At 61.2% G+C, this 21,971-nt stretch carries 17 protein-coding genes; 4 read left to right on the forward strand and 13 right to left on the reverse strand.

Annotation, left to right across the window (positions count from 1 at the left end; all coding sequences use genetic code 11):
- Positions 1-409 precede the first annotated feature (409 nt).
- Positions 410-2,080, forward strand: coding sequence for a peptidase S8 (locus HRF45_09910; protein ID MEP0766837.1), 1,671 nt, complete (start codon positions 410-412; stop codon positions 2,078-2,080).
- Positions 2,081-2,211: 131 nt separating this feature from the next.
- On the opposite strand, the gene HRF45_09915 is transcribed toward HRF45_09910, so the two are convergent.
- The 3 genes from HRF45_09915 to HRF45_09925 form a co-directional block, all read right to left on the reverse strand.
- Entirely contained in the window at positions 2,212-3,360 is a 1,149-nt protein-coding gene (locus HRF45_09915) for a type IV pilus twitching motility protein PilT (protein ID MEP0766838.1), read from the reverse strand.
- A gap of 77 nt (positions 3,361-3,437) precedes the next feature.
- On the reverse strand, positions 3,438-4,295 hold the full coding sequence (locus HRF45_09920) for an HDOD domain-containing protein (protein MEP0766839.1): 858 nt from the start codon (positions 4,293-4,295) through the stop codon (positions 3,438-3,440).
- Positions 4,296-4,303: 8 nt separating this feature from the next.
- A complete protein-coding gene (locus tag HRF45_09925) occupies positions 4,304-6,028 on the reverse strand; it encodes a type II/IV secretion system protein (GenBank protein ID MEP0766840.1) in 1,725 nt (574 codons plus the stop codon).
- A 179-nt stretch (positions 6,029-6,207) separates the two neighbouring features.
- Between HRF45_09925 and HRF45_09930 the strand changes: the two genes are divergently transcribed.
- Positions 6,208-8,649, forward strand: coding sequence for an extracellular solute-binding protein (locus tag HRF45_09930; protein ID MEP0766841.1), 2,442 nt, complete (start codon positions 6,208-6,210; stop codon positions 8,647-8,649).
- 1 nt (position 8,650) lies between these two features.
- Here the strand turns inward: HRF45_09930 and HRF45_09935 are convergent, their stop codons facing one another.
- Positions 8,651-9,682 carry a CPBP family intramembrane metalloprotease gene (locus tag HRF45_09935; GenBank protein ID MEP0766842.1) on the reverse strand — a complete coding sequence of 344 codons (1,032 nt, stop codon included), beginning with the start codon at positions 9,680-9,682 and terminating at the stop codon, positions 8,651-8,653.
- Positions 9,683-10,003: 321 nt separating this feature from the next.
- Here HRF45_09935 and HRF45_09940 point away from each other — a divergent pair, with 321 nt between their 5' ends.
- A complete protein-coding gene (locus tag HRF45_09940) occupies positions 10,004-12,844 on the forward strand; it encodes a hypothetical protein (protein MEP0766843.1) in 2,841 nt (946 codons plus the stop codon).
- A 21-nt stretch (positions 12,845-12,865) separates the two neighbouring features.
- Entirely contained in the window at positions 12,866-13,807 is a 942-nt protein-coding gene (locus HRF45_09945) for a radical SAM protein (protein MEP0766844.1), read from the forward strand.
- Here HRF45_09945 and HRF45_09950 read toward each other — a convergent pair.
- The 9 genes from HRF45_09950 to HRF45_09990 all read right to left on the reverse strand — a co-directional run bounded on the left by HRF45_09950 (position 13,804) and on the right by HRF45_09990 (position 21,883).
- On the reverse strand, positions 13,804-14,526 hold the full coding sequence (locus tag HRF45_09950; protein ID MEP0766845.1) for an ABC transporter ATP-binding protein: 723 nt from the start codon (positions 14,524-14,526) through the stop codon (positions 13,804-13,806). The genes HRF45_09945 and HRF45_09950 overlap by 4 nt on opposite strands.
- A complete protein-coding gene (locus tag HRF45_09955) occupies positions 14,526-15,188 on the reverse strand; it encodes a hypothetical protein (GenBank protein ID MEP0766846.1) in 663 nt (220 codons plus the stop codon). Before HRF45_09955 ends, HRF45_09950 begins: the two co-directional genes overlap by 1 nt.
- Positions 15,185-15,712 (reverse strand): hypothetical protein, encoded by a 528-nt coding sequence (locus tag HRF45_09960; protein MEP0766847.1) that lies wholly within the window; start codon positions 15,710-15,712, stop codon positions 15,185-15,187. Before HRF45_09960 ends, HRF45_09955 begins: the two co-directional genes overlap by 4 nt.
- Complete coding sequence (locus HRF45_09965) at positions 15,705-16,157, reverse strand: formylmethanofuran dehydrogenase (GenBank protein ID MEP0766848.1); 453 nt, start codon at positions 16,155-16,157, stop codon at positions 15,705-15,707. The genes HRF45_09960 and HRF45_09965 overlap by 8 nt, the downstream gene beginning before the upstream one ends.
- Before the next feature lie 110 nt (positions 16,158-16,267).
- Complete coding sequence (locus tag HRF45_09970) at positions 16,268-16,948, reverse strand: MgtC/SapB family protein (protein ID MEP0766849.1); 681 nt, start codon at positions 16,946-16,948, stop codon at positions 16,268-16,270.
- Complete coding sequence (ligA, locus tag HRF45_09975) at positions 16,948-18,990, reverse strand: NAD-dependent DNA ligase LigA (protein ID MEP0766850.1); 2,043 nt, start codon at positions 18,988-18,990, stop codon at positions 16,948-16,950. The genes HRF45_09970 and ligA overlap by 1 nt, the downstream gene beginning before the upstream one ends.
- A complete protein-coding gene (locus tag HRF45_09980) occupies positions 18,980-19,819 on the reverse strand; it encodes a hypothetical protein (protein MEP0766851.1) in 840 nt (279 codons plus the stop codon). The genes ligA and HRF45_09980 overlap by 11 nt, the downstream gene beginning before the upstream one ends.
- A gap of 12 nt (positions 19,820-19,831) precedes the next feature.
- Positions 19,832-20,830 carry a hypothetical protein gene (locus HRF45_09985; protein ID MEP0766852.1) on the reverse strand — a complete coding sequence of 333 codons (999 nt, stop codon included), beginning with the start codon at positions 20,828-20,830 and terminating at the stop codon, positions 19,832-19,834.
- Between the two features lie 147 nt (positions 20,831-20,977).
- Positions 20,978-21,883, reverse strand: coding sequence for a hypothetical protein (locus HRF45_09990; protein ID MEP0766853.1), 906 nt, complete (start codon positions 21,881-21,883; stop codon positions 20,978-20,980).
- Positions 21,884-21,971: the final 88 nt, after the last annotated feature.

The following is a 21,971-nucleotide window of genomic DNA, read 5'->3' on the forward strand; positions in this document are numbered from 1 at the left end:
ACCTGGTGTTGACCCGCATCGGTGAGACCGGCTCCGGAGATCTGAACTGGGACGGTGTGGTTGCCCTCTCGGACCTGAACATCGTACTGGTGAACTTCGGCCTAACCGGGATGCCGTAGCCGCCAGAGCTTGAAACCACTTGAAACCATAGGTTCCGCGGGCCGGCAGATGCCGGCCCGCGGCCTTATTCCGCAAGTTGATTTTCCGAGATCCAATCCCCCTGTGCATTCGACCAGAAACTCGAACGCAACCCCCAGGAACTCTTTCGGCCCGAATCTTGTCGTATGCATAGCCGGCGGCGGAAGGTTGGCGGAGTTCTTTTTGCGTGCGACCGGTGTCGCCGCGAAGCAGAACCCGTCCGACAGCCCATCTACGAGACCGCAGGGCAACTACGAAGGAGAAGTGGGGAATGAACTTTTTACGAATCGTCACCGCGCTGTGCGTTGCAGTCTCCGCGTGCATGGCGTCGGCCCAGTTGGCGGGAACGCCGATCGCCGTGGACAAGGACGGCAAGCCCTACTATAAGGGTCGGGTGCTCGTAGGCTTCAGAGAGGGTGCTGCTACCCCGGCCGTGCAGAAGGGCACTGCGATGTTCGGGGGTGTGGTGGACGTATACATGCCCGAGATCAAGGTGGCAGTCGTCCTCTACCCTGAGGATACCGACATCTTCGCCAAGATCGCTCAGATCAGCAAGAGCCCGCAGGTTCGCTTCGCCGAGCCGGACGGTGTAGTATATGCCGAGTTCACACCGAACGATACGTATTGGAGCCAGCAGTGGGGGCCCAAGAAGATCAACTGCGAGACTGCATGGGACCTGCACAAGGGCGATGCGGGCACGGTCATCGCTATCGTGGACACCGGTATCAACTACAACCACCCCGACTTGAGCAGCAAGTACGTCGGGGGCTACGACTACTACAACAACGATAGCAACCCCATGGACGATAACGGTCACGGCACGCACTGCGCGGGCATCGCCGCCGCTGCGACGAACAATGGAGTTGGTATCGCAGGCGTAGCGTTCAACTGCAAGCTGATGGCTGTGAAGGTGCTGGGAGCCGGCGGCTCCGGCAGTGACTCTACTGTCGCGCAGGGTATCAACTACGCTACCAGCAACGGTGCGAAGGTCATCAGCCTCAGCCTCGGCTCTTCTTCGGGCAGCAGTACCATGCAGAGCGCGGTGAACAATGCCTGGAACAACGGTGTCGTGGTGGCAGCTGCTGCTGGCAATAGCGGCACGACTCAGCAGTTCTATCCGGCGGCATACACCAACTGTATCGCGGTGGCTGCCAGCACGACCAGTGATACCCGTGCCTCGTTCTCGAACTACGGCGCGAGTTGGGTGGACGTTGCGGCGCCGGGAGTTAGCATTTACTCCACCTACGGCAGCTCGTACACGAACCTCGACGGTACCTCGATGGCATGTCCGCACGTGGCAGGTGCCGCAGGCCTCGTCTACAGCAAGTACTCGGCAACCCGCTCGAACGCCAACGCCGTTGTGGTTCGAAACGCTATCGAGAGCACCTGTGTCAACGTCGGTAACTGGGTCGCCTACGGCCGGATCAACGTAGCTGCAGCACTTCAGTCGCTGCAGGGTCCTCCGTCCGAGTTCACCTATCAGGCGGAGTCGATTACTGTGCAACTGGGCATGTTCACGTATGGCAACGTGGCGTCGCTGCATGCTCTCGACGGGAACCGCCTCGGTACCGAGTCGGATGTCCTGTTCACATACATCATACCGGGGTTCCCAATCCGCGAGACCTACGGAACCGACTACTACGCGCAGTTCGACGTGGGGACGGGGTCCAAGGTATCGGGGGTCATAGACCTCACCGCGTTCGCGACCAACCCGGGCATCCAGAGAGTACAGTTGTATAACTGGGCCTCTGCTAGGTGGGAGTACGCCCTCATCAGCTCCAACATCGGGCTGACTGAGAACACATGGGCTATCGACTTCCCGTCAGGGGTGTCGAGCTACATCTCGAGTTCGAACAAGGTTCGAGTTCGGCTTCTAACATCGAGCGCGCTACCGCACAACTACGCAGTGGATCGACTCCAGCTGCGAATGATGGGATACTAGTAGCACGTCGATACGTAAGTGCGAGGCCCGACCCCTTCCCGGGGGTCGGGCCTTCGAGGATGTCGCGGCACCCGTCGGTCCGCGGTCGAGGACTGCCTCGACAGGCGTCGTCGGCGCGCTTCGTTGGGCGCTCAGGCCGCCTTTGCCAATCTTACGAACGTCTCCTTGTCAATCGCCCTTCGGCTCGCCTCCTCGAAACTGATGTACCCCTGGCGGTGCAGTAGAGCGAGACTGTGATCCATTGTCTGCATCCCATACTCCGATCCAGTCTCGATGATGGAGTACATCTGGTGAGTCTTCGCCTCGCGAATGAGGTTTCGTATGGCCGCCGTTGCCACCATGATCTCGATGGCGGCGATGCGACCGCCTCCCAGCATCGGAAGTAGCTGCTGCGAGATAACTGCCTCGAGGGTATTGCTCAGCAAGACACGGATCTGCTCCTGCTGCTGAGGGGGAAAGACGTCAATCACGCGGTCTATGGTCTGTGGAGCGTTCCGCGTGTGTAGCGTTCCGAACACCAAGTGTCCCGTCTCCGCCAGCGTCAGGGCCGCCTGGATGGTCTCGAGGTCCCGCATCTCACCCACGAGGATGACGTCCGGATCCTCTCGCAGTACCGCGCGCAGCGCGTTGTGGAAGCCATCGGTATCTTGTCCCACCTCGCGCTGATTCACCATGCATCCTTTGTGCGTGTGTAGATACTCGATTGGGTCCTCGATGGTGATAATGTGGCACGTACGAGTGGTGTTGATATCGTCAATCATCGTGGCAATGGTAGTCGACTTGCCGGACCCGGTAGGTCCTGTAACCAGAATCAACCCACTGCTGCGTTTCGACAACTCCCGTATCACACTGGGCAAACGCAGATCCTCATAGGACGGTATGCGCGAGGGAATCACTCGCATGGCTGCCGCCACGGAGCCGCGTTGCATGTACACGTTGAAGCGGAAACGCGCGATTCCCCTCACTCCGTAGGCGAAATCCAGCTCGTGGGTCCGCTCGAAGGTCTGAAGCTGGTCGGTGGACAACACGTCGTAAACCAGTCGTCGCGTGTCATGCTCCTCTAGCCGGCGATACTGCAGATGCTGCAGCTCGCCGTCCACTCGAATCACGGGTGCAAGTCCAACTGTAAGATGCAGGTCCGAACCTTTTCGCTCGACGCACTCCCGCAGCAGGTCGTCTACATGAAGCTCCTCGACAGACGGTACCTCTGCGGGGTCATAGCCATGAGCTTTACGTATCAGCTCGCGCTCCACGTCCAGTTCGTTGCGAGCTTCGGACATCCCTTGAGTCGGGCACTCGATGTCCTGTGGAACGACTTTCTTCCAGTCGAAATACTGCGGCATGATCTATCTACCTCCTAGAAAGCACCGTTAAAAGATGTCGAGTCGTCGATCGCCTTACAGCAGACCTCGTAGGCGGCCAGTGCCTGGTCGCTATCGATTCCGAGCGCCATCTGCGCCCACTCGGGGATGACGCCTACCGGGTCCGAACCTGCCATCTTGCAGTGAGAGAATGCGTCACACAGCGCAACCAGCGCACAGAGCCTGGGATAGTCCATGTCCGGTCCAGGTACGTGATGGCACCCGATGGTCTCTGTCAGGGCTGCGGGGAAGCGCCAGAGCGTGGCGACCGCGACACCTACTTCGCAGTGATCCGCACCTAGCGTGCGCCGCTCTGCTTCCAGTATAGGCATGCCTGCCGAGATCAGCAGCTCTGTCTGATCGTATCCTCCACCGATGTGCCGATCCAACATCGGCTTGCCTATGTCGTGTAGCAACGCTGCGGCGTGTGCCTCGTCGACATTCATATCAGGAAGCACGCGAGCCATAGCCCTGGCGGCCAACGCGGTATCCAGCGAGTGGCGCCACCAAACACGCCGCCGCATACTGCCCTTGTCGGTCTTTCCCATGAAGAGGTCGAATGCACCTATCGTCATTGCCAGTTCGCGCAGAGCCCGAAAACCTAACAGCAGAACAGCTTCGCGTATCGAGCTCACCTGACGCGGGAGAGCGTAGTAAGCGGAGTTCACCACGCGCAGTATGCGCGCGCAGAAACCAGGGTCCACTTCGACAGCAGCTTCGATGTCCTTGGGGCTGGACACCTGGCTGCCAGTGATCTCGATGACCTTGTAAACAACCTGCGGAAGCACGGCGATCTCCTTGACTTTGCCAAGGATCCGCTCCACGGTGCCTTTTGGTTGTGGGTATGCCGTCATGCCACCGCTCACCCGCTGTAGATCACGCGGACCACCTCGTCCAACGTGGTAGTCCCCCGCAACACCTTGGTCACGGCGTCGTCCTTCAGGTTGCGCATGCCCCGTTGCTCAGCTAGAATGCGTAACTTGTGTGAGGGCTCCTTTTTCAACACCATGTCACGCAGCTCGTCTGTTAGTTCCATCAGCTCGTGAACACCCGTGCGACCCTTATAGCCCGTGCCCTTGCAGTAGTCGCAGCCCTTGCCTCGCTTCAGCGTGACCTTGCCGCCCGACTCGCGAACCACCTCCTCGGGAATCTCGAAACCGTATCGTCGGAAAGCGTCCAGACTCTCCTCGTACTCCTCCGCGCACTTGCGGCACACCACACGCACCAATCGCTGGGCGAGCACTCCGATGATGGACGATGCGATAAGAAACGGCTCGACACCCATATCCAGTAGTCGGTTCGGCGCGCTGGGGGCGTCGTTGGTGTGCAAGGTGGAGAACACGAGGTGCCCCGTGAGAGCGGCCTCCATGGCAATGGTGGCAGTCTCCGTATCGCGCATCTCGCCTACCATGATGATGTCCGGGTCTTGCCGAAGCAGTGCGCGCAGGCCCGCGGCGAAAGTCATGCCTGCCCGAATATTCACACCGCATTGGTTGACCCCCGGCAGCTCGTACTCCACCGGGTCCTCGATGGTGGAGATGTTCGTCAAGCCCGTGTTGACCTGGTTGAGGATTGAATACAGGGTCGTGGATTTGCCGGAGCCCGTCGGTCCCGTGACTAGCAGTATCCCGAACGTGTGCGAACACAGCCTCCTCAGCAGGCCGAGCGTGTCATCCAGGAAGCCTAGCTTCTCCAGGCCAATCGAGATGCTTTGCTTGTCCAACACGCGCAACACAATCTTCTCGCCGTGGATCAACGGAAGCGTGGAGACGCGAAAGTCGAACTCCCGACCGCCGATCACCGCTCCGATTCGGTTGTCTTGCGGAATGCGCTTCTCGGCGATGTCCATGTCCGCCATGATCTTTAGGCGGCTGGAGAGCGGTGGAAACAGTTTCTTCGGCAGGTTCATCGCGTCTGTCAACACGCCGTCTATGCGGTATCGAACCTTCACCCCGTTGGCATGCGGCTCGACGTGAATATCGCTGGCTCCGTCCGCGATCGCTTGGGTGATAATCAGGTTGGCCAGGCGGACGACGGGAGCTTCTTCTCCCATTTCGCGCAGTTCGTCTACCGAAACGTCCTCGTCACCGCCGGCATCCGTCACCAGGATGTCGTCCTCGAACTGCGAGATCACACCCTTCAGTGCGGTGTGAACGTCCGCATCGGCCTTGTACATCGCCTCGATGCAGGCGGAGATCTCCTCCTCGGAGGCGATCATCGGCTCCACATCCATCTCCACGATGGAGCGCACCTCGTCGATGGCGAACACGTCCAGCGGATTCGCCATCGCCAGGTGCAGCGAGCCGTCGCTGAGGCTGACGGGAATGCTCTTGAGCTTCCTGGCGATCCTTCCCGGGATCAGCATCGCTGCTTCGGGAGAGGGCGGGCGCTCAGATAGGTCGGCGAAGGGAACGCCCCACATCTTGCCCATGCAGCGAAGCCGGTCCTTATCAGAGATGGCGCCGAGTTTCACCAGTACACGCGCGATGGTGTCCGAGCCGCCCGACTCGCGCTGCACCTGCAACGCGTGTTCGAGTTGCTCGGGAGTGATGAGCCCTTCCTGTACGAAGATTTCGCCGGTATGCATAGCAAAACGCACGGGCAGCGCGCGAACGCCCCGTGTGTTCATTCCACATTCCGGACCGAGAACGAAAGACGGAAGCGGCGATTGCGCCCCCTGGGCAGCGAACCTGCTAGACGAGCGGGCACAGTACCCTGCTAACCGACACAGGACCTCCCAGACCAAACCGCGAACGATCCGGCGGGATGCGATGCGTTTGTGCCTGCCTCTGGCTCGTTCTGGCGAGCTTCCTTGTCAGCCCTACGTGGGCCGACGAGGAGGTCGTGCGGCTGCGAATGCTAGGGGGCATCGGGGCCTGGGGCATCCCGCCTAAGGAAGCCAGCGACCCTCGCTCTAATGCGAGCCGCGCCGTGTTCGATGCTTTCCACAAAGCCCATCCCGACATCCGCATCGAGGCCATCGGCGGGCTGATGATCCGGGGGCCAGCAAGCGAAGCCAACTTTCTGATGTCCATGGCAGGCGACGTCGCTCCGGACGTGTTTTATGTGAACTTCCGGCAGCTCTGGAACTTCTACGAGCAGGGCTTCATGTACCCGCTGGACGAGTACATCGCGAAGGACCCCGACGTCTGGAAAACCGTCCACCCCACTATTCGCGAGGTTCTCACCCTCGACGGGCACGTATACTGCCTGCCATGGTTCCAGGTGTGCATGGCGCTGTACTATCGCAAGGATCTGTTCGCATCGGTCGGCTTGGACCCCGACCGCCCGCCCCGGGACTGGGACGAGTTCATCGAATACGGCCGCAGGCTCACCCGGAAGAACCCGCGAATGTATGGGTTCATGTTCGACCAAGCGCCCCAGGGCAAGTCGTGGTTCTGGACCAACTTCCTTTGGGGCGCCGGGGGCGAAGTGCTGAAGCGTGGGCCGGACGGGCAGTTCCGGGCAGCGTTCAACACCGATGCGGGCGTGAAGACCCTCGACTTCTATAAGCGCCTCACCACGGAGACCTGGCGAGGGCCCAACGGGGAGGTGATGGGGCCTATCGCCCCCACCAACATGCCGCTGTGGGAGAACGTGAACGCCGGACGCGTCGCCATGTGGCTTTCCTACTCCAGCGATGTGATGGTGAACATGTCCGAGCTGAACCCCGAGCTGCTGGGCATCGCGCCTATTCCCAAGGGGCCGGCCGGATGGGGCAATGAGATCAACGCCGGCAGTTGGGCCATCAATGCCACGATCAAGGATAAGCGTAAGCGCGACGCCGCGTGGCAGTTCATCAAGTTCATGGCGGGCGAAGAGGCACAACGCGTTCAGACCGAAGCCTTCGTAAAGCAGGGCTTTGCCAAGCTGATCAATCCATATCACCTGAAGAAGTTCGGTTACGAACGCTACGTCCGGGAGGTGGATCCGCAGTGGGTGGCGGCAAACGAGCAAATGTTCCGCTATGGCCATCCAGAAGTGAATGGCAAGAACACCCAGCTGGTCTATCTGCTACTGGACACGCCACTCGAGCGCGCGGTGCAGAACCCGAAGCTGGACTCGCGTATGCTGCTCGACGACGCAGCTGCCGAGATGAATCGCAAGATGCTCAACTACGTGCCGCCAAAGGTGATGGAAGCGCGGCGACGGTGGGCTTGGAGCATCCTCGCGGGCGTGTTAGTGATCGTCGCCGCTCTCGTGATAAGATGGGTGGTACGCAGGAAACCGACCGACGACGGACCGGTCAGCCGCCCGGCAGGCACGCGGGGCCCACTGCAGTGGGCTACCGCTTGGCTGCTGATGCTTCCCGCCGTCGTGACCATAGCAGTATGGGCGTACTATCCGCTTGCCCGTGGCCTGGTGATCGCGTTCCAGGACTACAAGATACTGCTTCCACCCAAGTGGGCGGGCATGGATAACTTCATCGAGGTGTTCTTCTCCGACACCTTCTGGATATCACTGTGGAACAGCACTTTGTATACGGCGATGTCACTGGCCATCGGCTTCTTCGCACCCTTGGTACTAGCCATCGGTCTGAATGAGATTCCGCGTGGTAAGATGCTTTTCCGCACCCTCTACTACCTACCCGCCGTCACGAGCGGCATCGTCATCATGCTCGTGTGGCGTGACTTCTATGACGCCGCAGAAACCGGCTTGGTCAACACCCTGTTAGCTCCGGTGTTCCATGGGTTGAACGCTCTGATCTCGAGCATCAATAGCGCACTCGGCACTTCCCTCGGGCAGGTTGCCGTTACCCAGGATTGGTTGGGCAACCCGAACCTCGCCATGCTGTCCGTAGTCATCGTGGCAGTGTGGGCGGGAGCTGGCCCGGGAAGCATCATCTACCTTGCAGCCATGAAGAACATCTCCGAGGAGGCGTACGAGGCCGCGGACCTCGACGGCGCGGGCATCTGGCACAAGATCCGACATATCACCTTGCCTGGGCTGAAGCCGCTCATCCTCATCAACCTGGTAGGTGTGTTCATCGCCAGTTTCAAGGCGATGGAAAACATCTTCGTAATGACCGGCGGAGGGCCACTGAACGCGACACGCGTGCTCGGGCTGGAGGTGTGGTACAACGCCTTTATGTACCTGAAGTTCGGCTATGCCACCGCAGCGGCATGGGTGATGGGCTCGCTGCTCATTGGCTTCACCGTATTACAGATTCGCAACCTGCTCAAGATGCGGTTCTCGACCGCCGGTTAGGCTATCCTTGCCAGTTAGGATTGAATAGAATCAGCCAAGTCCAATCCACCATTGCATGCATCACGGCCCCTGCGGCCAACCTACCCGTGTTGTAGTACGCCCAACCGTAGAACGCACCCGCCAGCCCAGCGAATACCATGTACATGGCTAGGTAGAACGGCTCGTGCTGCCCCCTAGAGTGCACGACGCCGAACAGGAGGGCAGAGCAGACCAGCGCCACGAGCGGCGCCCGGAGAGTGCGGCCCAACAGATTTTGCACGATGCCGCGAAACAGCGCTTCCTCCGGCACGGCAACCGTGAAGTAGAGCCCGAACGGAAGCAGTGCGTACAGAAACGGCAGAAACGGTCCCACCTCGTTCGACAGACCATATGTATGATGCAACGTGAACGGTCTCCACTCCAGGAAGCCTGTCAGCAAACCGAGCGGCAGCATAACCACGGCAAACACCGCGAAGAGCTTCAGGCCGTATTTCAAGTCGCTCCGTGGCACGGTTAGCGGAAGGTGGAAACCCTCGAGCCTGCGCACGACGAGCAGGGTCCAGAATGCGATGGTAACAGCGACGAGCACCTCGGTAGGCAGGCCGCCATTCTCCAGCGGCATCTGAGGCAAGCTGAGCGCCTTCACTTGCACCGGCCACCACAGGCATACCGCGATGAGCCAGTCCGCCCAAAGCCGTCGCAGCGTGGCCAGGGCCACCGGCACGAAGGCGTAACCTAACAGCGTCGAGAACTCCCACAGTCGCACCTGCTGGGTCGGTACAGCGAACGCGAGGTAGAGAAGTACTACTAGGCATGGATAGGTCCAGATCAGTGCGGGGTTCGCATCAACGCGCTCGCGCCATCTTGCCACCACGCGTGCCGACCCCAGTGTCAGCGCGGCGTACAGGAACGCGTAAATGATCGGAACCGAGAGCGTCATCTTGAGCGGCAGCTCTGCACGCTCCGCAAGCGGCCGAGAGAGCGCGAACACGTACCCCGCTGCGCACGTGAGGAGAAAGGCACCCGCCGCAACGAGTGTGCTCGGGCGCAGCAATCCGTATGATCGAAGATACGCTACCGTAGCGTTCAGTGCGAGTCACCTCGAGAACGGCACTCTAGCCCGATGCGGTAGCGACCGGACGTACCGTGGGACCCAGCCGGCCCTTGGACGCTCGTTCGCGGGTAGGTCCGCTGGTGTGTACCGCAGGACTGTCGCCGCGACGACGCAGCAACTGTCCGTGATGGCGAAGGTATCGGCGTCGAGCACAACACGGGCCAAGTGATACCCTACTCGCGACGGGCCATGCCGTTGGGCAAGGAAAGTGGGCCTCCGACCTCGAACTGCACCAACGGGTCTCACGTGAGGAGAGGTGGGATGGTGAGCAGGCAGATCCGAAGTCGTGTCGTTGCCGCCTTGACGGCGGTCCTTGCAGGAGGTTATGCCGTGGCTGGGGACCCGGTGGACCGCTACAACGTCGTCTGGGACTCACCCAGCACTGGTTCCTCCGGCTCGATGCCCTTGGGGAACGGAGACATCGGGCTCAACGCTTGGGTGGAGGCGGATGGAGACCTGCTGTTCTACATCAGCAAGACGGACGCATGGGATGCTTATGCGCGTTTGCTGAAACTGGGCCGAATAAGGGTTGCCATTCACCCAAATCCATTCGCCAACGGCCTGCCTTTTCGACAAGAACTGAGACTGCGTGACGGTGAGATGGTGGTCGAGGCGGGGCGTCCCGGGGAGAGGGTCTCGCTACGTCTTTGGGTGGATGCCAACCGTCCCGTCATCAGGCTGGATGGCAAGAGTGAGAAGCCGGTGCATGTGAGAGCTACGCTGGAGAACTGGCGCCGACGTGAACGGCCCCTGGACCAAGAGGGTGAGATGTTCGGCGTGGACACATTCTACAAGGGCGAGATTGCCATCTCGTATCCGGACGTCGTGCTTACCGGGCGCCAGGAAGACGTTGTGTGGTATCACCGCAACGAGAAGTCCCTCTGGGAGGCCTCGCTCCGCCACCAGGGGCTGACCGAGCTCCTGGATCGCCAAGACGACCCATTGCTCAATCGCACATTCGGCGCAATCATGCGTGGGGACGGTCTCGTGCGACACTCGGACACCACCCTCGTGACTGCAGAACCATCGCGATCCTTCGCGCTTCGCATCTACCCCCTAACAGCGACGACCCCGACGCCGGAGGAGTGGGTACGCCGCGCAGAGGAGACTGTTCGCGCGGCCAGTGCGATGGATAGCTCTCGCGCTCTCGGCGAACATCGCAAATGGTGGCATGAGTTCTGGGATCGCAGTTGGATCAGGATCACCGACTCGCATCCGCGCCTTCGTGCAGTTCCAATGGAGACCAACGACCTGCCACTTCGCATCGGTGCGGACAGCGAAGGGGACAACCGCTTCGTAGGTCAGATGCGTGGGGTGCGCGTGTACTCGCGTGCTTTGGACAAGGACGAGGTGAAGCGACTTGCAGGGGGCGGCGATGTACCCCCCGGCTGCGTGGTGGAGGTGGGCGGTGCCCTAGGTGGCACGGCAATAGATGTGATCGGCGATGTGGAGACCGCCGCCGACGTGCTCAGCTTCTCGGGACGAGGCTATCTGCAGGTCGCGGACTCCGGATCCCTGGACCTCAGCGACGCGATCACGCTGGAGGCGTGGGTGAAGCCTGGGGCGCTGCCGCCTGGCGGGGGCCGCATCGTAGACAAGTCCAAGGCAGGCACGCAGAACGGATACCTGCTGGACACGTACCCAGGCTCGTCTCTGCGACTGATCACGGCTCACGGCGTGTTGATCCACGATGCCAAGCTACCCACTGACCAGTGGACACACGTGGTAGGTGTGTTCGACGCGCAGAAGGGGGATCAGTGCCTGTATGTCAATGGCGGTGTGGTAGCAGTCGAGAGAGCTGAGGCAGACGAGCACGAGGTGGTCACGCGGGGCTACGTGCTTCAACGATACATGACAGCTTGCGCTGGTAGAGGCGCGTATCCGATCAAGTTCAACGGATCCATCTTCACGGTGGACGTCCAAGGTAAGTACGATCCGGACTATCGGCGCTGGGGCGGCGCGTACTGGTTCCAAAACACCCGTCTGCCCTATTGGCCCTTGCTGGCATCGGGCGACCATGAGATGATGCTCCCGCTCTTTCGCATGTATAGGAACGCTCTGGAACTCGCGCGCATCCGGACAAAGCTGTACTTCGGCCACGAGGGAGCCTGTTTTCCAGAGACGATCCATTTCTGGGGCACATATCACAACGGCGACATGGGCTATGGATGGGACCGCGAGGGCCTGGGGCTGTGGCCACCACTGAACCACTACATCGGCAACTACATGTCCGGTGGACTCGAGCTGAGTGCGATGATGTTGGACTACTACCACTTCACCGGGGACGAGGGTTTCCTGCGTGATACGATGCTGCCGCTAGTTGATGACATCGTCCGTTACTTCGCCGAGCACTATCCCGAGGACGATAACGGGAAGATACGATTCCATCCTGCACAAGCGCTGGAGACCTGGTGGGACTGCGTCAACCCACTGCCGGAGGTCGCCGGTCTGCGCTTCGTGCTACAGCAGGCGCTGAAGCTGCCAGAGGGTGCCGTCGGAGCCGACCGGAAGAGGTACTGGACTAGCGTGCTCGAAAAGTTGCCACCGATACCCACGCGTACAGAGGACGGGCTGCCGATGCTGGCCCCGGCCGACACCTTCGCGCAACTCAGCAACGTGGAGAACCCCGAGCTGTACGCGATCTTTCCCTATCGGCTGTATGGAGTGGGCAAGCCAGATCTCGAGGTGGCGCGGCGTGCGATCGAACACAGGAGGTTCAAGGGCTACTGGGGTTGGCAGCAAGACGAGACGCAGATGGCTTTTGTCGGGATGGCGGATGAAGCCAAGCAGTACCTGGTGAAGCGCTTCGGCATGAAGGACGAGGGGAGCCGGTTTCCCGCATTCTGGGGTCCGAACTTCGACTGGATACCGGACCAGGACCATGGGGGCAACGGGATGATGGCGCTGCAGACGATGCTGATGCAGTGGGACGACGACAAAATCCTGTTGCTGCCTGCGTGGCCAAAGGAGTGGGACGTCGAGTTCAAACTGTGTGCTCCAAAGAAGACTACCGTGGAGGGTGTATATAAGGGAGGCAAGTTGCTGCGTCTCGACGTCAGGCCGCGGGAGCGCCGCGAGGATGTCGTTCTGCCACCATTCTGAGCCGCGGATGCTGCGACGATGATGAGTGACCAAGACCGCTACATCGCCCGTGAGTTCCGCCCGGCGTACCTGTCGTTGGCCGAGAGTGGCGAGCTGGAGCGCCGAGCCGTGGCGGCACGCGAGATGCTCGCGGACTGCCGCACATGCCCACGTGCGTGCAGAGTGGATCGCGCCCAAGAAACCGGCACATGCGGAATCGGGAGGCACGCTAAGGTCTCCAGCTATGGCCCCCATCACGGCGAAGAGCGGTGCCTTAGCGGTACGCGCGGCAGCGGGACCGTGTTCTTCGCAGGATGCAACCTCCGCTGCGTGTTCTGTCAGAACTTCGACATCAGCCATGGCGAGGAGGGGGTCGAGGTGTCCGCCGAGCGCCTGGCGCGCATCTTCCTCGCCGTGCAGGAATATGGGTGCCACAACCTCAACCTGGTTACTCCCAGCCACGTGGTGCCGCACATCCTGGAGGCGCTGCCCATCGCGGTGGCCAAGGGTTTCTGCCTGCCGATCGTGTACAACACCTCGGCCTACGACTCCCTCGAGTCGCTGCGCCTACTGGATGGTATCGTGGACATCTACATGCCGGACTTCAAGCTGTGGGACAAAGATGCTGCAGAGCGATACCTAACAGCACCGAACTACCCACAAGCGGCCCGCGAAGCGATCCGTGAGATGCATAGGCAGGTAGGAGTGTTACGGTTCGACGAGCGAGGCCTCGCCGTGCGTGGCGTGCTCGTTCGGCACTTGGTGATGCCTGGGCGTGGAGACGACACCACGGCAATTCTTCGTTTCCTGGCAACCGAGATCGCGCCGGATACCTACGTCAACGTGATGGCGCAATACCGGCCCGCAGGTCTCGTGTCGCTCCGCAGCTTCCCTGAGATCTACCGCCGCATCAGCGATGCCGAGTACCGAGAAGCGCTCCGCCTAGCCGGTGAACTGGGCCTACGGCTAGATCATGGCAGTTAGTACAGAGCCTGGTCAGGGAACTCCAATCCATGCCGTTGCAATAGGTCCGAGTGCGTGAGTATTTCACGAGTGGGCCCGCTGGCCACGATCCTGCCACCGTCCATGACGAGCATTCTCTCGCACAGGTCGCGTACCAAGTACAGGTCGTGCGTCGCGATCAGCTTGGATTCTGGCAGTGCCGAGAGGAGGCGGATCAATTGCCTGCGCGACCGAGGGTCCAGACCGGACGACGGCTCATCGAGCAGCAGCAAGTCAGGTTTCATGGCCAAGACGCCTGCCAGTGCGACCCTTTTTCGTTCACCTGCGCTCAATTTGTCTGGCGAGCGAGCTTTGGCAAAACTCATCCCTACCGCCTCCAGTGCCTGCTCGGCAATGCTGCGTGCTTTCTGTGGGGATGCGCCCAAGTTGAGTGGTCCGAAGGCCACGTCATCCAACACGGTCGACAGGAACAACTGATCGTCCGGGTCTTGAAACAGAATGCCTACCTTCCGCATGGCCGCTCTGCCCTCCCTATCTGTCAGATCGACGTCACCTACTCGTACCTTGCCGGAAGCAGGTAGGATGCCTGCGATGCACAGCAGAAGCGTGGATTTGCCGGCGCCGTTCGGCCCGACAAGGGCGACGGTCTCTCCCTCTCGGATGCTGAATGTGATGCCGTCCAACACCGTATCATCCGAGGTGTATGCATAGGTCAGTTCTTCAACTCGCAGCAATTCCATTAGCCTAGAAACCACACGGCTACTAGCACTATCAATGACAGCAGAGCCGCTAGCAATCCCGACAGTGACATCGGAGGCAGGGGCAGAACACGGAATGTGCCGTCGTAGCCCCTCGCTACCATCGCATCGGCAATGCGCTCGGACCTTAGGTAGGCTCGCAAAGCCAGAGATCCGCTCAGTCTGGCACCGACTACTACGGCTCGGGCTACTCCGGGAGGTGGGCGGCGGGCGGCGTAAGCACGCGCCATGCTGGTGGCCTCGGCTCCCAGCACCGACAGGAAGCGACAGGCGAGTGCGGCGATTGCCACCATGACGCCCGGCCCCCTGAACCATGCCATCGCTGCTACCGTCTCGGCGAAGGGTGTAGTCCACGTGTATGCGAGAGCGCACAGTGCTATCAGCACAGCCCGTAACCAGAGTGTCAGCAGACTGGCAGGGTCGGCGCCGAACAACACACCAATGCACCCGAATGGCAGGAGGACGAGGAACGGTAATAGTCTCCACGCCAGCCACCGCAGCGAAACACGCCCTGCCAAGACGACCGACACGACTAAAACAGAATAACCTATCAGCGATGCGGTGCGCGTCGTCGGCGTCAGACCAACGCAGAGGATGAGGCCGGTCAGGAATAGTAGCCGCACTCGTACGTCGAGGCGACTCACGATTTCGACCACGAACGTCGCAGCACGGCGAGAGCGACCGTGGGCGCCACTGCTATCTGCAGCACCACACCAGGCAATCCGGAAATGACCGCGGCCGAGGCTGTGATGTCCGGTGGCAGGCTCAGCAGGCTTGACAGCCACGCAACCACACCGTACGTCACAGCGATTCTCAGTAGCAGAGCGACGGCAGCAGCTATCCATACGGAGGCTCCCACATGTCGCAACACCGAAGCAGAGATGACCAGCACGCCCAGCTCGATGGTCATGAGCAGAGCAAACGGTAGCGGGGGCATGCCGGTCAGGCCCATGGATACCCATGGCATCAACACGGCGGCACTCAGAGCGCTAGCAGGTGACAGCAGCAATCCAGCCAACAGGGCGGGGAGATGCATCGGGAGCAGCGTCGCGCCTTGACCAACAAGATGGAAAAGCTGAGGTAGTACTACTCCAAGTGCACATAGCACTGCGGCCAGAGACACCTCTCTCGCACGCTGCCTGGCTGCCGCTACGGACGTGCTATTCACCGGCCTTCGTCTCGACCACCTCATATAGCATCGAGGGTTCGGCAGCATACACACGATAGGCGGTCTCGTCCTCGCCCACTGCCTGGTACCACTCGTCGAACAGGCGTTCTGCCTCGGGGCGCAGGTGGAACTCCAAGCCCTCGCCGCTCTCCGTGTTCACCGTGCGCACACACACGGTGTCCGAATGCTTTGCCTCTATGTTCCGCTTGCCATAGGTGGCGCCCGTTCCTAGCTGCAGCCCGTCCAGCAGGCAGGAGACTGGAGGCTCTAGTGTGCACTCGGCTTTCACATCGAGGCCCCAGTGCGGCTCCGCGTTCAGTCGCCTAACAGCCTCGTGACCGATTTTCAGACCCAGCGCTAACCACGGCCCCAGGTGACCGTGAAACGACCGTGCCACCTCCCAGTTCACTTCGGCAGTCATCGGTGCAGCGTGCGTGCAGTCCATCTCGCAGGGTCCTCCTCCACGTCTGCCAGCACTCGCAACCGGAAGGCGCGAAGGTGCCGGGTGAAACGATTCTACCGGTCGCGGAGCGGCGGGGCCAGGCCAGGGGGCCCTTAGGCATGATCGCGGACGACGGACTTCACCTCGGGCAGTGCGGCGAGGCGGTCAATCACCGAGTGGAGGTCCGCGCGCGAACCCGCAAGCGTGAGGTCCAACACGGCGCCGTCGTGCCGGCTGGAGCGTTGGGATCGCATCAGCTCGATGCCGGACTCCTCGAGTAGGGCGAACACCGATGCAGCAGGCGCGCCGACCTGAAGCGTCACCTCCAAGTCGCAGTGGGCGCGGTTCCCGAAGGCGCGATCGGTCAACACGTCCACCACTCCAAGTGTCAGCAGGGCAAGCAGAGTCGCAGCGACGGCAATCAAGTAATACTCGCCTCCTACCCCTACCGCCATACCAATAGCGGCAGAGATCCACACACTCGCAGCGGTAGTAAGGCCGCGAATCTCGCCCCCTCGACGCATGATTGCCCCCGCGCCCAGAAAGCCGACGCCGGTCACGATCTGTGCGGCCACCCGCGAGTTGTCGGTACCGCTCCCGAACTGGGCCGAGAGCTCGGTGAAAAGAGTGCAGCCCAAGACGATGAGCATGTGGGTGCGCACACCTGCCGGTCGTCCCGCGCGCTCGCGCTCCCACCCGATCACCCCGCCGAGGAGCGCGGACAAACCGAGCTTCGCCAGGATCTCCAGGAAGTCGGGGACGTCCTGTATGAGTGCTATTGCAGTCGGCATCATCAGAAGAGCGTTTCCGCGGGTCCCGCGCTCTGTCCTTCGCCCAAGTCCTTCAAGCGACTAAGGAACTCGTCCTCGGTCAGCACTGGTACTCCGAGCTCTCGCGCGCGGTCCAGTTTGGAGCCTGCCTTCTCGCCTGCTACCACGAAGTCGGTCTTCGAGCTTACGCTGCTTGCAGCACGTCCACCCATGCTGCGTACCAGCGCCTCGGCTTCCTCGCGGCTCATGTGCTGAAGCGTTCCGGTGAACACGAACGTCTGACCCTCGAAAAGCGATCCCTGCGCCTGGCTCGGGCCCTCCGGCTTCAGGTGTTCCAGCAGCCGTCTTACCAACCGGACATTCTCATCTCGTCGGAAGAACTCCATTACCTCGGTGGCTGTGGCTGGCCCGACATCTTCCGTGCCGAGCAATTCCTGTTCGTCCGCCTCCATCAGTCGTTCGAACGACCCGAAGCGCTGAGCGAGGTTTCTTGCAGCGGAAGCGCCCACGTGCCGGATGCCGAGTGCGAACAAAACCCGCTCCAGCGGGCGCGTCCGCGAGTCCTCGATGGCAGCGAGTAGCTTGGCGACGCTCAGTTCCCCGAGTCCCTCCACCTGCTCCAACTCCTTCTGTCTCTCGTGAAGCACGTACAGATCGGCTGCGTCGGTGATGAAACCCTTCTCCACCAGCAGAGCGACTATCTTGTCGCCCAGCCCCACGATGTCCATGGCATCTCGGCTCGCGAAATGCCTGATGCGCTCGAGCGTCTGGGCTGGGCAGGCGAAGTTTACGCATCGCCGAGCGGCTTCTTCCTCGCTCTTCTCCACCATTGAGCCGCATGCCGGGCAGTGGGTCGGCGGAACGATGGGGCGCGACTCCGGCGACCGCTCCACCACGGCCACGACCTCCGGAATCACCTCACCTGCGCGCCGCACCGAAACCCGGTCGCCTATCTGCAATCCCTTGCGCTCGATCTCCCCCTCGTTGTGCAAGGTCGCTCGCGAAACCGTAACTCCTCCAACGGATACGGGCTGGAGCTCGGCAACGGGGGTCAGCACGCCCGTCCTGCCCACCTGCCAGGTCACATCCAGAATAACCGTCTGCTCCTCGGCGGCAGGGAACTTGAAGGCGATTGCCCACCTCGGCCCTCGTGCTGTGCTGCCTAGCTCCGCCTGCAGAGCCAGCGAGTTCACCTTGAACACGAGGCCGTCGGCATCGAAGGGAAGCTCTTCGCGAGCCGTACGCCAATGCTCGGTGAACTCCACGCACTCCTCGATACCATTCAAGAGCCGAGCGTGAGGGTTGATCGGGAAGCCCAGTCGCGAAAGCCACTGCAGAAGCTCCGACTGCGTACTGACGCCGGTGATCTCCGGCCTTCCGATGCCGTATGCCCAGAACCCCAGCTTTCGCGAAGCAGTTACCTTCGAGTCGAGCTGACGCATGGATCCGGCCGCTGCGTTGCGGGGGTTGGCAAAGGGGGCTTCACCATTCTCCTCGCGTTCGCGGTTCACGCGGGCGAACTCGGGGTGAAGCATGTACACCTCGCCTCGCACTTCGAGAGGGCTCGGGACGGCGCCTTCGAGACGGAGCGGGATCGCGCGGATCGTCTTGGCGTTCGGCGTGACGTTTTCCCCCGTCCGCCCATCCCCGCGCGTAGCGGCCGTGGTCAGCACTCCTTCCTCATACGTGAGCGAGATGGCCAGACCGTCAATCTTCAGTTCGCCCATGTATGCGACCGACTGGTCCCCCTGCAGTCCCAGCGCGCGGCGCACCCGTGCGTCGAAGGCCCGCAGCTCGTCGGGTCCGAAGGCGTTGTCCAGACTAAGCATCGGAGTTAGGTGAGTGTGCGGCGAGAACTGGGGGAGCGGTGGAGCGCCCACGCGCTGAGAAGGGGAGTCGGGGGACTGCAACTCGGGATGCGCCTCCTCCAACTCCAGTAGCTCGCGCATAAGCGCGTCGTACTCAGCGTCGGATATTTCGGGCGCGTCCAACTGATAGTACATGCGGTTGGCGCGCTCGATCTGATCTCGCAGCTCCCGAATTCTAGTCTCCGGGTCAGCGGTCACGTACCGATCCTACCTCTATCAGCTTCCCCTCGAGGTGCACCATCGCGTCTATCGCTCTCGGTCCCCCGAGGTCGGCGGGCGCGCTTACCTCGATACGGATCAGCCAGGTCAGGTCGCATTCGACCAGTCTCCCAGTCGCTGCGTCCAGGCTCCAGTTCCCGAGAGCCTTCAAGCTGCCTTTGGCCTCGCCCTTGCTGTCGGCAGAAGCGATGTTCAGCGCTAGCTGACCCTCTCGCGACAAGCGGAACAGCATGGCATCGCGCGGCCCCGTTGAGCCGAGGAACGTGATCTCGGCGGGGACGCGAACCTCCGTCGGCCAACCGGGCTCGGGAAGGTACGCGGCCAGCGCAAAGACCAGTTCTGCGTTGTACGAAGCGGCAATGGGTAACAGGCGGCTGGGCATCGGTGGCGCCCACTCGCTCGGTACGAAGCACTGAGCGTGCCAGGGTAGTGGTCCCTTGAACGTGCCCGCAGTTGCTTCCCATGACACCACTCCTGCGTTCTGTACCTTTGCACCCACGATCAGCTCGGGCAGCCTCGCGGCCGCCAAGCCAATCTTCGGTGCCGCCACTACTGCCGGCTCTCCCTGGAAGCTGAGGTACTGGGTGGCGATTCCTTCACGAATGCCTGCGGTCTTCAGCCTCGCTGTGGCCGTGTACTCCGCCTTGTCGAACCGCAGCTCGCCCGATCGGATGCTGAGAGAGGCTTCGACGGACATCGCATAGGTGCAAAGCTCGTCGGCACGAAACAGCCGGCGCAGGTTGTACTCCTGCGCCGGCACACTGCTGCACAGAATCACGGCGACCAGTCCGAAGAACCCGCGCCTCATGACGGCCTCGACTTACTTCGTTCGATTCAGCGTGATCTTCGTCTTCGAGTCGCTGCTCTGCTTGACTTTCTTGCCCTCGCCCATCGTTTGCTCGACGTTGGACTTAGAAGCTTGGACGATACTGGCACTCAACACCTGCGCCGTCTTCGGGTCCACGATGTAGTCCATCGTGAACTGGAGCGAGATGTCGACATGCCCCGGTCCGGGGGTGCCCGCGGTACCTTCCTTTACGTCCAGCGTGAGCTTGTCTCCCGCAGTGGCGCGCACTTTGAGCCCCTTGTCGGTAACTCCGACTACTTGATATGCAATCTTCATCGTGTCGGCGACTTTGAGGCCCATCATGGCGAGCTGTGGGAACGCCTTCAGCGGGTGCTGAATACTCGCAGTCCACTTGTCGTTCAGCTTCACGGGCTTGTCCGGGCAATGGATCGCAGCGAGCGGCAACGAGGCGAGCATTCGGTCGCGAGGGTCCTTCGACTCCCCCTCCGCCTTCGAGTTACCCTTGCTGTCGACCGACACTACGAGCGTCGTCGGTTTCTCTGCTTCTGCGCCCTTCTTCTTGGGAGTGACTTTGTACTCGACCTTGGCCGACTTGTCACTCGCCTCGAGGGCCTTTACCGAGATGGTAGCTTCGTCGGTCATCTGCTGTGGCGGCATGGGGTCGCCCTCGCCCATCTTGACGCTGACCGAGCTGTCGCTCTTGATGGAATAGGTGTGTGCCTCGCCCTTCTTAAACCGGACCCTCAGGTCCCACGGGCCGACTTTCGCCGGGTCCTCTGTGGCTTTCTCGACCGCCGGTTCGGTAACCGTGCCAGGGTCTGCCGGCTCGGCGGTGGCGACGACGTCCGACTTGGGTTGGATATCATCCGCCTTTGGTTCGGTCTTGGCTGTGGACTGCTTGCCGTTCTCGCCTTCACCCGTCTGTGCGGGCTCCGCCGTGCAGCCGGCCAGCATTGCTAGTAGCGCGAATATGCCGAGGAGCGAGCCTACGGCGCGTGTTTTCTTTGACATTCTGCGTCCTTCTTCCCCGTTCTACGTGCCCTCAGGCCGCTCCGGTCAATCACGAGCGGGCCTCCGTGCGTCCTCGTCGCGCTGGCTAGTCACAGTTCGCCCGCCTGTCGCGCACAGAGGCCGAGTCCCGTATCAATCGCAGCGAACCTATTTCGTCTCGATCTGCTCGACCGACCCCTTACCCGCCATCTTGATCTTCATCTCCATCTCGGTCATACCTTGGACGGTGATGGTCATATCGGCCTGCGAGTCGAAGGTCTGTTTGGCGAGCGCGCAGGTGTCCTTGTTCAGCCACACCACGCCCTTGATTTTGGACGTGCCGGTGGACTTGACGGAGGTGTCTTCACCGCCTCCGCCGCCCATCATGCCGCTCATGTCCATATCCACCGGGAAGTCGAGGTCGAAGCTGATGCGGTAGCAGTCCACGTCCTTCAGCTTCTCTATGGCCTCCAGCTTAGACACGATCTTCAGGTCCGGGAGCTTCATTTTTTGGGCGCGCTCGCCCATCGTAGCGAGCATTGGGTTCTTGACGACCGATGTCCAGCTCTCGCCGATCTGTATGGGATTCTCGGGGAACACGGGCATCAGAGCCATCATGTTGAAGTTCATGCCGCCCGTCATACTCATGCCTGCCATCGACTCCGGCAGGCCTTCGAATTTGGTCTCGACGATCTCACCGCGCTCGTTGATGCGGGACGTAATAACGATCTTCTCTACCTGGTCCTTGTCGGCTCCGGCGAACTGGGAGATGTCCATACCACCCATGGTCATCTCGATGTCGAAGTCCTTGAAGGTGGTGATGAAGGTACCGATGTTCTCCTTGACCCCCGCCAGCTTGTGGCGCATCACCATCGTCTGCTTGATCACCATTTCCTGGGCCTGGTCCCCGCCCATCATGCCACCGCTCATGGTGCCGTTCATGTTGTTGGTGACCTTGTATGACGTAATCACGCCGGGCTCGAGCTTGAGTCGAAGCAGATAGCCATCCTGTGCGACCGCGGCGGCAACTAGCGCACAGGCTACAGAAATGGCCGGAAGGTGCAGTAGTCTCACGAAATCCTCCTTAGTTACCCTACGTTGGGATGATCGTCGGCTCACCTGCGAGCCGACGCGGGCTAACCCGCATTCGACTCCAATACGC

The sequence above is a fragment of the Fimbriimonadia bacterium genome, assembly GCA_039961735.1.
Lineage (GTDB): Bacteria > Armatimonadota > Fimbriimonadia > Fimbriimonadales > JABRVX01 > JABRVX01.